Annotated in this window: 10 protein-coding genes; 5 read left to right on the top strand and 5 right to left on the bottom strand. The window is 31.7% G+C overall.

The window, feature by feature from the left end; genetic code table 11:
• A partial coding sequence (locus tag N456_RS24300; protein ID WP_158447843.1) for a hypothetical protein occupies positions 1–185 on the top strand: 185 nt, incomplete at its 5' end.
• Between the two features lie 6 nt (positions 186–191).
• On the opposite strand, the gene N456_RS07030 is transcribed toward N456_RS24300, so the two are convergent.
• The 3 genes from N456_RS07030 to N456_RS07020 are packed head-to-tail and all read right to left on the bottom strand — an operon-like array spanning position 192 to position 2,435.
• Positions 192–992 (bottom strand): aldose epimerase family protein, encoded by an 801-nt coding sequence (locus N456_RS07030; protein WP_062055337.1) that lies wholly within the window; start codon positions 990–992, stop codon positions 192–194.
• 3 nt (positions 993–995) lie between these two features.
• Positions 996–1,637 (bottom strand): MOSC domain-containing protein, encoded by a 642-nt coding sequence (locus N456_RS07025; protein ID WP_062055336.1) that lies wholly within the window; start codon positions 1,635–1,637, stop codon positions 996–998.
• Positions 1,638–1,649: 12 nt separating this feature from the next.
• Complete coding sequence (locus tag N456_RS07020) at positions 1,650–2,435, bottom strand: tRNA pseudouridine synthase A (protein WP_062055334.1); 786 nt, start codon at positions 2,433–2,435, stop codon at positions 1,650–1,652.
• Between the two features lie 150 nt (positions 2,436–2,585).
• Here N456_RS07020 and N456_RS07015 point away from each other — a divergent pair, with 150 nt between their 5' ends.
• From N456_RS07015 to N456_RS07005, 3 genes are all read left to right on the top strand, one after another.
• Positions 2,586–2,963, top strand: coding sequence for a LysM peptidoglycan-binding domain-containing protein (locus tag N456_RS07015; RefSeq protein ID WP_062055346.1), 378 nt, complete (start codon positions 2,586–2,588; stop codon positions 2,961–2,963).
• Positions 2,964–3,240: 277 nt separating this feature from the next.
• On the top strand, positions 3,241–6,576 hold the full coding sequence (locus N456_RS07010; RefSeq protein WP_082422462.1) for a reprolysin-like metallopeptidase: 3,336 nt from the start codon (positions 3,241–3,243) through the stop codon (positions 6,574–6,576).
• A 331-nt stretch (positions 6,577–6,907) separates the two neighbouring features.
• Positions 6,908–7,267: a hypothetical protein gene (locus N456_RS07005; RefSeq protein WP_062055329.1), complete on the top strand. Its 360-nt coding sequence runs from the start codon at positions 6,908–6,910 to the stop codon at positions 7,265–7,267.
• 181 nt (positions 7,268–7,448) lie between these two features.
• Here N456_RS07005 and cmk read toward each other — a convergent pair whose 3' ends face one another.
• Positions 7,449–8,150, bottom strand: coding sequence for a (d)CMP kinase (cmk, locus tag N456_RS07000; RefSeq protein WP_062055327.1), 702 nt, complete (start codon positions 8,148–8,150; stop codon positions 7,449–7,451).
• A 279-nt stretch (positions 8,151–8,429) separates the two neighbouring features.
• Here cmk and mreB point away from each other — a divergent pair, with 279 nt between their 5' ends.
• Positions 8,430–9,467: a rod shape-determining protein gene (mreB, locus tag N456_RS06995; RefSeq protein WP_062055325.1), complete on the top strand. Its 1,038-nt coding sequence runs from the start codon at positions 8,430–8,432 to the stop codon at positions 9,465–9,467.
• A 102-nt stretch (positions 9,468–9,569) separates the two neighbouring features.
• On the opposite strand, the gene lon is transcribed toward mreB, so the two are convergent.
• On the bottom strand, positions 9,570–12,038 hold the full coding sequence (gene lon / locus N456_RS06990; protein WP_062055323.1) for an endopeptidase La: 2,469 nt from the start codon (positions 12,036–12,038) through the stop codon (positions 9,570–9,572).
• Between the last annotated feature and the right edge of the window lie 86 nt (positions 12,039–12,124).

Genomic DNA, 12,124 nt, shown 5'->3' with positions numbered 1-12,124 from the left:
CATGCCAAAGCACTAAAGCATTGATTAAAGATGATAAGCTATGTGGGGTTGATGATCCTATATTAGAAAAAGAAAAAAAAATTAACCCCAAAGCATATGATAGTATTCTAAATAAGAAAAGTAGTTTTATAAAAAATGATAAGTTGTATGAAATTAGAATTACTAAATATTCTCTTGTTATCTAGTCATATTCACACTATTTCGGGAGCAATACATACCTCTAATTTCTCATACCCAGAACTATGCTGAAACCCTTCATGTAATTTATTTGCAGAAACACTCGGTGGGTAAAAAGTAATCGGCTCTATACAGATCATATTAGTTACCTCAGTCCATAACATGATATGATTAAAACCTGTTGTTTTTATATTAATTTTTAGAATACCATTATCGCTAAGCGTAATTTCCTTACAATCTTCTATCAAAAAAGCAGGAGCACCTGCATCCAGTACATTTTGTAGCGAAATCGCCTGATCAGATGTTTTTAAAACGAAATCTTCTTTATAGATCTTAAATGCTGGATGAAAACCTAGCATAAATGGCATGTTTTTTTCTGATATAATCTCAAAACTAATTTTCAATCCCTCTGTAGTCAATTCAAAAGTTTTTATAAACTCAAAATCATAAGGCCAAGACACAAATTCCTGAGTAGATCTATTAGGAAATTTTGGATTTGGTAATGAAGTATTAGCAGTATATTTTTTATAGAAACTAGCACTACTCTTCTCTATTGTTTTAGGAAGATACTCCATAACCCTTAGAATCCCATGCTGATCTAATTTAGCAACTCCATTTGGAGTCGTAACGCTAAAATCATTTTCTTTAGTAGCACCAATCGTAGGAAACATTTCTATCTCTGTACTCCCCCACCCTGGGGCTCCCTTTTGATGCATTATCTCAGTAGTAGCAACCATATAGCTTACTAGTTCTCCTTTATCTATACGAACAATAGACCTGTTATCTAGGCTATGCAATTCTATAATATTCGACATCTATTATTTAATTTTTTTTCTAAAATATTTTTTATCACTATCAGAGATCAAAGGATCATTAAGCGCTTTTATAGCTAGCTCTTTATGAGCATCCTCAGTATAATGAAACAAAAGTGTGTTTAATTCTGCTATCGTTAGAGTATCAGAACTTTCTTTTTCTAGTATAAACCGATCCCCTATAGTAACTGATCCTGGATGTAATACTCGTACATATACTCCAGAATATAGAGAATCTATAAACTGTTTTAGTATAGCCTGAGTACCAAACCGTATTCCTAGCTTATAACACGGTTGTCTAGGGCGCGATATCTGTACAGTAGCATTTCCTAGCTTATAAATAGAACCTATCCTAATTACATTTTCATCAAATCCTTCTATTGTAAGATTTTCACCAAACATACCATACTGCCACTCTAAATCAGGATATTTTTTTTTCCAATATGGATAATGTTCTTTTGCATATACATAACACGCTTTATCTACTCCTCCATGATACTTTCTATCGATAACATGATCGTTTTGAACATCTTCTATATCCAAAAAAATTGAAGAATCAACAGGATATTTATAAATCCCCGTTTTCTCTTCTTTTCCCCTCCATAGTATTGTTTTTGGCGCTCCAATATTTGTTGATACTACCTTCATTTTTTTCTTTATTTATTTAAATTCAACCGAATTTAATACTAATCCCGATCCTGGCACAATATGCTCTAGTAGTATTTCTTCTGCCTCAGGATTAAGTGTTTTTAGTATAAAATCTAAATCAATTTTTCCTTTTCCTAAATCTAATAATGCCCCCATCATTAACCTAATTTGATTTCTTTTAAACCCCTCTCCTTTTACTTGCAGAAGATAACTTTCTTCTGGAAAAAAATTAGCAGTATAAACTGTATTTCTTTTAATCTCGCAATGTACTATTTCTCCCTCTAAAATAGTATGTGCTGAAGGACGATGGCAATAAGATCTAAAATTATGTTTTCCTTCGAATAGTTTTGCTCCTTTCTGCATTAAAGGAATGTTAAGGTTTTCTGTAGTATTATACATAAAAGGAGCACAAAAAGGATGAAACTTCTCTCCAAAAGAAAATATATACAAATATTCTTTAATTTTTGGAGACTGAATAATATTAAATTGCTCATCAGTCTCCTCAATGCTTAATCCCCTAATGTCCTGAGGGAGATTTTGATTAAATAGCGGAAAGAAATCTTTTATCTCCAAAGGTTGATGATCTACGAATAACTCAATATATGTTTGATTAACGGATACTTTTGCATCTGTTCTTCCCGCAGCTAAAACCTTAAAATTTTTATGCTCTAATACATAAGCTACAGTTCGTTCTACCATACGCTGCAATGTATTAACTGTAGGCTGTTTCTGCCATCCATGATACCGAAATCCTAAGTATTGTAATTGAATAATGTAATAAAATCGTTTACGAAACATTAAGTATATATTTTATAGCATTCGAATATAGATAAATTATGTATTTCACCGATGATTTCTATTTTTTTAATCTTAAAATTATATAAACACAATTCTATTATTTGCTATATTTGGATAAAGCTAATTAATAATTTAAAATCAAACTTAGTTATGGTAAAAGCAAAATATCAAGGTGTTTTGGAATTAGGCGAAAAATTAAATATCCAAAACGGAGATGTATCCGAAGAAAATGGTGTTCTAAAGGTTAAAGGTACTGCAAACACACAATATGAAAAAAATCAACTTTGGGATAAAATAAAACAATTAGGAGGAGAATCTCCTTCTGATATTGTTGCTGATATTGATGTTGCTGATACTTCTGTATACCATAGACATGTAGTAAAAAGTGGTGAATCATTAAGTAAAATAGCAAAACATTATTATGGTGATGCTATGAAATATAAAACAATATTCGAAGCCAATAGTGGTATCCTTAAAAACCCAGATACCATCCATCCTGATCAAGAGCTTATTATACCTAATCTATAAGTACTCAGTACCATCAAAAAAACAAGAAAACCGCTTATATAGCGGTTTTTTTTATGAAATATCAATTATAAAGTGCCTATTTCTCTAAGCTTTACAACTTTATTTTGCTTTTTTAATATTTTAAAACAATACATTATTTTTAATAAAAACAACAAAACCTCACTCAAAATACGTATTAACCATAATTTTTATAAAAAATAAAAAATATTCTTAATAAAAGTTAATATTGAAGATAATATTCATAATTTCGCAACACAAACTCAAACTCAACATAATTATGAAAACTCGATTATCTTTATTCGTAGGTTTACTCATGCTCAATTTTGGGTTCTCTCAAAACGCAAATCCTTGGCAGAGAACAAAATCCATGAAAAGTGTTAATGTCATAGAGACAAAAACCGACCTACCATCAAACACTATTTTTGATTTAGATGTACAAGCTCTTAAAGCAATGCTTGAAGAATCTCCTATTCGACAAAAATCGTTAAGTACTTCTCACTCTAATGTAATTTTACAATTTCCTAATGAAAAAGGACAAATGGAATCTTTCAGGGTTTTTGAAGCCCCTGTAATGCATCCAGATCTTTCGGCTAAATATCCAGATATTAAGTCTTATGCCGGTCAGGGAATTGAAGATCCTACTGCAACTATTCGATTTAGTCTATCTCCATCAGGATTACAAGGTATGCGTTTATCAGGTGCCTCTAAGACTGTATTTATAGAACCATACACCAAAGAAGGTTCTTATACAATATATTCTAGAGATCAAAGATCTGGTATTATCGATAGAATAAAATGTTCTGTAGATGAGAATACTCCTGATTTTTCTAAAATTAGTACTGCTCATCAAAAAAATGCAACTGATGGTGTTTTAAGAACCTTTAGACTAGCTGTTTCTACTACTGGTGAGTATGCTCAATTTCATGGAGGTACTAAAGCTGGAGCTATGGCAGCAATTAATGCTACCATGACCCGTGTAAATGGGATATATGAAACCGATTTTGGAGTAACTATGGTACTAATTTCTAATAATGATGCCGTAGTATACACAGATGCAAGTTCTGATCCTTATACCGGAAATTATAATAGTCAATTACAATCTACATTAACAAGCGTAATAGGAGAATCCAATTATGATGTAGGTCATGTATTTGTTCTTGCTCCAAAAAATGGTAATGCAGGATGCATCGGATGTGTCTGTGTAGATGGAAAAAAAGGAAGTGGTTTTTCTTCTAGAAATACTCCACAAGGTGACATCTATGATGTAGACTACGTAGCTCATGAAATGGGACATCAGTTTGGAGGAAATCATACATTTACATTTAGAAGTGAAGGAACAGATGTTCAAGTAGAACCAGGTAGTGGTAGTACTATTATGGGTTATGCAGGAATTACAGGAGCTACTAATGACGTACAACCAAATAGTGATCCTTATTTTCATGCAGCAACAATTGAACAGGTTACAAACAATGTAAAAGGAAAAACTTGCCCTACTAGTACTAATACTGGTAATGCTACTCCTACAGCAAATGCTGGTTCTGATTACACAATTCCTAAAGGAACTCCTTTTGTATTAACAGGTCAAGGTACTGATACAGATAGCGGAGATGTTCTTACATATTGCTGGGAACAGATGGATGGACGTACAAGAGTATTACCTAGTACAACTGCTACTTCTGGAGTTGCTTTTAGATCATACAATCCATCAACATCTAATCAACGATATTTCCCTAGATTAGAGACGATAAAAGCTGGTGCTACTTCTTGGAAATGGGAGGCTGTTCCTAATGTAACACGATCGCTTAAATTTAGACTAACAGTACGAGATAACAGAGCTGGTGGTGGAGCGAATAATAGTGATAACATGAAAGTCAATGTTACCGCTTCTGCAGGACCATTTGTAGTTAATACTCCTAACACTAATGTTAGCTGGGCTGCAGGTTCTACACAAACTGTAACATGGGATGTTGCTGGTACTACAGCAAATGGAATTAATGCTGCTAATGTAGATATTTTACTATCTACTGATGGTGGAGATACTTATACAACAACTATTGCTACAGCTGTAACTAATGACGGTTCTCACAGTATTACTGTTCCTAATGTTCAAGGAACTAAAAACAGAATCATGGTAAAAGGATCAGGAAACATATTTTTTGATATCTCTAATACTGATTTCCAAATTACTGGAGGAACCGATGATAATGAAGCTCCTTCAATTCCTGCTAATTTAGCAGCATCTAATGCTACTAGTACTACTATTGATTTATCATGGAGTGCTTCAACAGATAATGTAGGAGTAACTGGATATGATGTATATGAAGGTAATACTATTATTGGTACTGCAACAACTACTACATATAAAGCTACAGGATTATCTCCTGACACAGCATACTCTTTTAGAGTAAAAGCTAAAGATGCTTCAGGAAATCAATCTGATTTTAGTACCACTGTAAACACTAAAACATTACCAGGTGATACAGGTGGAGGGTGTACTGGCGGTATTACCACATTCCCTTATGCTGAAGGTTTAGAAAATACAATAGGTGCATGGACTCAAGCAACTAATGATGATATCAACTGGTCATTAGGTTCTAATGGAACACCATCAAATGGTACAGGACCATCCAGTGCTGCACAAGGGACATATTATGCATTTATAGAAGCTTCTGGAAATGGTAAAGGATATCCTAATAAAAGAGCTATTTTAAATTCTCCATGTTTTGATCTTAGTGCTGCAACACAGGCATCATTCTCTTTTCAATATCATATGTATGGGACAAGTATAGGAACTTTAGCTCTAGAATCTAGTAAGGATAATGGAGCTACTTGGTCTTCTCTTTGGACTACATCTAGTGACCAAGGAAATTCTTGGAAGTCAGCTACTGTAGATTTAGCTTCATTTATAGGATCAACAGTTCAATTACGATTTAATGGTGTTACCAGTACATCATGGAGTGGTGATATCGCTATTGACGATATTAAATTAGCAACAGGAACTGTTAATCCACCTACATGTACAGATGTAAACTTATCAATTACGTTTGATAATTACCCAGAAGATATTAGTTGGGAAATAACAGATAGTAGTAATACTGTAGTAGCTTCAGGAGGATCTTATGGTTCTGAACCAGATGGTTCTACTGTTACAGCTACAAAATGTTTAGAAGATGGTTCATACACCTTTACAATTAAAGATAGTTATAGTGATGGATTATGTTGCCGATATGGTAATGGGTCGTATACCCTATCTTCTGGAGCTACTACTCTTGCTTCTGGCGGAACTTTTGGTAGTTCTGAAGCGACAAAATTCACAATAGGAGGAGGAACTCTTAGAGGTAGTAATGTAATCGTTAATGGTTTTGAAACTACAAAAGCATCTATTATTTCAATAGCACCAAATCCAATAAACAATAATTCTGTTCTTAGAATTATAGCTCCATCTAATCGTGATATTTCGGTAGCTATATTTGATATGTACGGAAGAAAAATATACCAAAATAACAGTATTACTGATGCTACTTTTAACCCAGGAAACCTTGCAAATGGGGCGTATTTAGTTAAAGTAAAATCAGGTATAAAAGAATCTATTCATAGGCTAATTGTAGAATAATTTCAGAAAAATTAATTCTAAGTAAATAGATAAGAGAGGGTGTTTAAAAAATTAAACCCCCTCTCTTTATAGTATCCAAGATTATGAAATACGTAAATAATCAATATCCTATATTAGGATAAAAAAACAGAGAACATTATCTATAATTTAGAAATTGAAATGATTTAAATTATTTTATTATTAATCTATATATTTCTAAAGTCTCTTCTAATTTTAACATTACAGCCTTAAATATTGTATTATATCGAAAAAAATAATACTTAATCGTTAACATAGTACTAAAAATACGGTTTTAACGTAACTTTGAATATTAAATACCAGTTATAGTATTATGAAAAGATTATTATTTCTACTTTTTTTATTAGTTGCATTAAATAATTATGCACAATCTTTATCCAAAACACAAATTATATATGAACGTAAAGATCAAATAGTATTAAATAATGGTAAGCAATATAAAATCATAGATAACAAACCATTTTATTTAGTTTCTGATACTACGATAAAAGCCCATAAACAATTTAAAGATCATCTTTTGAGATTAAATAGAGTATTAATCCTCAGTAATGATGATAACTATATAAAATTAATAGAATGGGTAAAAGAAGATATGAAATTATATGAATCTAGAGAATTTGTGAAGTTTAAATCAATAAAAACAATACATCAGGTTCCTTTTAGCACTCTTTAGTAATAAACCTGATTAAAAAGTCGGCAAAATTGTGTGGTTTCAGTTTTTATAAAATAAAATTACAGCATAGTGGATTTTTTAGCTATATCAGAAACAATATTATAGTACTACCTTATAAAACTTTAGAATTGATTCTATGTACAGTAATACAATAAGATTATTTCTTTTTCTTTTATAAGAATTAACTATTAAGCACTGTAATCTTCTTTACCAATTTCAAAATTTGATCAAACTGTTCTTGGAGTGTTAGATTAGAATTATCTATTTTAATAGCGTCGCTTGCTTTTCGAAGAGGGGAATCCTTTCTAGTACTATCTATATGATCTCTATTGACAACATTTTTTAGAACATCTTCATAGGTTACCTCTTCTCCCCTTTCTTTAAGTTCTAAGAATCTACGTTCTGCACGATCTTTTGCAGTAGCTGTCATAAATAATTTAAGCTCTGCATTAGGAAAAACAACAGTTCCAATATCCCTACCATCCATTACTATCCCTTTATTTATACCCATTTTTTGTTGCTGCTCAACTAGTTTTTTACGAACCTTAGAAACAGCAGCTATTTTACTTACATACCTAGAAACAGCCAATGTCCTTATTTCATTCTCTATATTCTCTTCATTAAGTAACACTTCTGCTAATCCAGTTTTAGGATTAATCATAAACTGAAGATCAATATTAATAAGGTTTTCTTCGAGTTTTTCTATATCAAAATAATCTTCATTAATGTAACCATTACGCATAGCATATAACGAGACAGCCCTATACATTGCTCCTGTATCTACATAAATATACCCTAACTTTTTAGCCAATTGTTTTGCGACTGTGCTTTTTCCTGTCGAGGAATGCCCGTCAATAGCGATTATGATTTTTTTATCTTCCAAATTTATATAAAATAGTACCTTATAGTATATCCCAAAAATACAGTAAACAATCTGGAAAATACTGATTGTTTAAAAAAAGTTATATGTCATAATAGTATATCATACCCAAAATATATCCCATAACATCATTGATTCTATAAGAAAACATATCAAAATCTTATAACACACACAATATTTACGTTTTATCGAAGTTATTTACCTTTAAACCTCTATTGCATGAATATAAGTTACTTTAGTATATCCTAAATCAACATACATTAACCGAAGTAAACACATATCATGGGCTTTTTTGATTTTTTAAACCAAAAAATTGCAATAGATCTTGGCACCTCGAATACACTTATTGCTTATAAAGGAAAGATAGTAATTGACAATCCTTCTATCATTACAATACATCAGATTACGGGAAAAATTATTGCTGTAGGTAAAGAAGCAGGTATGATGAGAGGAAAAGTCAATAAAGATATCAGAACAATCCATCCTTTTAATAATGGTGTTATTTCTAATTTTGATGCTACTAATAAAATGCTAAAGACTTTTATTAAACAGTTATCCTATTTTAATACTACCGTTTTTTCTGCTTCCTATAATATGATTATCTCTATACCTTGTGGAAGTACAGAAGTAGAAATGAGAGCTGTACAGGAGTCTGCAAAACAACTTAATGCAAAAAATATTTTCTTAATACACGAACCTGTTGCAGCAGCCATAGGTGGAGGTATTAATGTATTAGAACCTAAGGGTAATATGATTATAGATATTGGTGGAGGAACTACAGAAATAGCTGTAATTTCTTTAGGAAAAATCATTAGTGGGCAATCTTTAAAGATTGCAGGAAATACCTTTAATGAGGATATCATTCAATCTGTCAGAGAGTCTCGTAACTTACATATAGGAGAATCTATGGCAGAAAAAATTAAAATTAAAATTGGTTCTGCAATAGATAATTTAAAATTTCCTCCTAAAAAAATGAAAGTTGAAGGGAGAGATATCCTTACCGGAAAACCAAAACAAATACAATTATCATATCAAGAAATTGAAAAAAGTTTAAGCAAATCTATTTTACAAATAGAAAATGCTATCATAGAAACACTTTCAGAAATCCCTCCCGAAATTTCTGCAGATATTTATAATTCGGGGATTTATTTAACTGGTGGCGGATCTTTGCTAAGAGGATTAGATGAACGGTTATCTAGAGCTACAGAGTTACCTATACACTTAGGAGATCAACCATTAAAAACAGTAGTAAAAGGTAGCGATATTGTTTTAAAAAATCTAGATTTATATAACGATGTACTTGTTAAAAAAAGGAAATAGCATATCTATAAAAACAAAAATATGGAAGGTCTAAACCCTCCATATTCTTAACTTACATAGTTAGTAAGATATTCCTAGAATCCTAATGATTAGGTTCTATCATCATTTAACTTTTACTTTTTCTAATTTCTTTGCATTCTTAACCTTAGTATTGGTTATTGCTATTTTGAGAACATCTTCCATTTCCTTTACATAATGGAACGTAAGTCCTTTTAGATATTCTGATTTAATTTCATCAATATCTCGTTTATTATCCTCACAAAGTAAAATTTCTTTTATATGTGCTCGCTTAGCTGCAAGAATCTTTTCTTTGATTCCACCAACAGGTAATACTTTTCCTCTCAATGTTATTTCACCTGTCATTGCTAAACTTTTCTTCACCTTACGTTGTGTAAATAATGATACTAAAGAAGTAAGCATAGTTACTCCTGCACTTGGTCCATCTTTTGGTGTAGCCCCCTCAGGAACATGTATATGTACATTATATGCATCCAAAATATCAGGATTAATACCTAGCTCCTCTGCATTAGCTTTAATATATTCCATAGCTATCGTAGCAGATTCTTTCATTACTTTTCCTAAGTTACCTGTAATCGTAAGGTTTCCTTTTCCTTTAGAAAGAATAGACTCTATAAATAAGATATCCCCACCTACACTAGTCCATGCTAAACCAGTTACAACACCTGCTACATCATTATTTTCGTATTTATCACGCTCTAACTTAGGAGTACCTAAAATTTCTATAATATCATCATTACTGATTTTTTCATTATACTCTTCTTCCATTGCAATATTCTTAGCTACATAACGTACCGTTTTAGCTATTTGCTTTTCGAGACCTCGTACTCCTGATTCTCTAGTATATCCTTCAACTATTTTTTCAAGTTGTGGTTTCCCTATCTTAATATGAGATTTATCTAAACCATGCTCTTCTAACTGTTTTGGTAACAAATGTTGCTTAGCAATCTCTACTTTTTCTTCAATAGTATACCCTGTTACATTAATGATCTCCATTCGATCCCGCAATGCAGGTTGGATTGTTCCTAGACTATTTGAAGTAGCTACAAACATAACTTTAGAAAGATCAAATCCCATTTCAAGAAAATTATCATGAAATTCAGAATTCTGTTCAGGATCTAAAACTTCTAATAAAGCAGAAGATGGATCTCCTTGACTACCTATTGATAATTTATCTATTTCATCCAATACAAATACAGGATTACTAGTTCCTGCTTTTTTAAGGCTCTGGATTATTCTTCCTGGCATTGCTCCTATATAAGTCTTTCTGTGCCCACGTATTTCTGCTTCATCACGTAATCCTCCTAACGATATTCTTACATACTCCCTACCTAGTGCCTCTGCTATAGATTTTCCTAATGAGGTTTTACCTACTCCAGGAGGGCCATACAGACATAGTATTGGGGATTTCATATCATTCCGTAATTTTAATACCGCAAGATATTCTATAATACGGCGCTTTACTTCATCTAACCCATAATGATCTCTATCTAAGATTTTTTTTGCTCTTTTTAAATCAAATTTATCTGTACTAAACTCATTCCATGGTAGATCTAAAAATAAGTCTAGGTAATTACGTTGTATAGAATATTCTGCCACCTGTGGATTCATGCGCTGCATTTTGGAAAGTTCTTTATCAAAATGACCTTTCACCTTTTCATCCCACTTTTTATCTTTACTACGCAAACGCATTTCTTCAATTTCGTCTTCGTGTGAAACTCCTCCAAGTTCTTCCTGAATGGTTTTCATTTGCTGATGTAAGAAATATTCTCTCTGTTGCTGGCTCATATCATGCTGAACCTTACTTTGAATAACATTCTTTAGCTCCAACTTTTGAAATTCTACATTCATATATTTCAATGTTGCTAAAGCTCTTTTCTTTAGATCATTAATTTCTAGCAGTTTTTGCTTTTCTTCTACAGGTAAATTTAAATTAGACGATACAAAATTTATAAGAAAAGAATTACTCTCTATATTTTTAATGGCAAATGAAGCTTCAGATGGTATCGTTGGACTTTCTTTTATGATTTCTAAAGCTAAATCCTTTATTGAATCTATTATAGCACTAAACTCCTTATTCTCTTTTGCTGGTCTTGCTTCAGGAACTTCTCTAACTCTTGCTTTAATATAAGGTACTTCTTCTACGACTTCATCTATATTAAATCGTTTTTTACCTTGCAAGATTACAGTAGTATTACCATCAGGCATTTTTAAAACTCTCAGAATACGAGCCACTACACCTACTCCATTAATGTCTTTTAAAGATGGATTCTCAATACTTTCTTCTTTTTGAGAAACTACGCCTATTGTTTTATTACCATTATTAGCCTCATTAAGAAGTTTTATTGATTTATCTCTACCAGCTGTAATAGGAATAACAACACCAGGAAATAACACTGTATTTCTTAAAGGTAAAATTGGTAATATATCAGGTAAATCTTCTTTAGCTATTTCTTCTTCATCTTCTGGGGTCATTAGAGGAATCAATTCTGCGTCTTCATCTATTCCTTGAAATGACAAACTGTCAAGTGTTGTAAATTTGGTTTTCGTCATAAGTATATATCAAAAGTCATTTTGTCATCACAACAAAACTACATTCTTTTTTTTAATTCATTTAAACTAGTTAAAACCTTATAAAT

The sequence above is a fragment of the Aquimarina longa SW024 genome (assembly GCF_001401755.1).
Taxonomy (GTDB): Bacteria; Bacteroidota; Bacteroidia; order Flavobacteriales; family Flavobacteriaceae; genus Aquimarina; species Aquimarina longa.
This window is presented reverse-complemented; position numbering and strand designations above follow the sequence as displayed.

Excerpts from the sequence above, each read along its gene's own strand:
- N456_RS07030 (WP_062055337.1), bottom strand. The coding sequence starts at position 992 with ATGTCGAATATTATAGAATTGCATAGCCTAGATAACAGGTCTATTGTT.
- N456_RS07025 (WP_062055336.1), bottom strand. The coding sequence starts at position 1,637 with ATGAAGGTAGTATCAACAAATATTGGAGCGCCAAAAACAATACTATGG.
- N456_RS07020 (WP_062055334.1), bottom strand. The coding sequence starts at position 2,435 with ATGTTTCGTAAACGATTTTATTACATTATTCAATTACAATACTTAGGA.
- N456_RS07015 (WP_062055346.1), top strand. The coding sequence starts at position 2,586 with ATGGTAAAAGCAAAATATCAAGGTGTTTTGGAATTAGGCGAAAAATTA.
- N456_RS07010 (WP_082422462.1), top strand. The coding sequence starts at position 3,241 with ATGAAAACTCGATTATCTTTATTCGTAGGTTTACTCATGCTCAATTTT.
- N456_RS07005 (WP_062055329.1), top strand. The coding sequence starts at position 6,908 with ATGAAAAGATTATTATTTCTACTTTTTTTATTAGTTGCATTAAATAAT.
- mreB (WP_062055325.1), top strand. The coding sequence starts at position 8,430 with ATGGGCTTTTTTGATTTTTTAAACCAAAAAATTGCAATAGATCTTGGC.
- lon (WP_062055323.1), bottom strand. The coding sequence starts at position 12,038 with ATGACGAAAACCAAATTTACAACACTTGACAGTTTGTCATTTCAAGGA.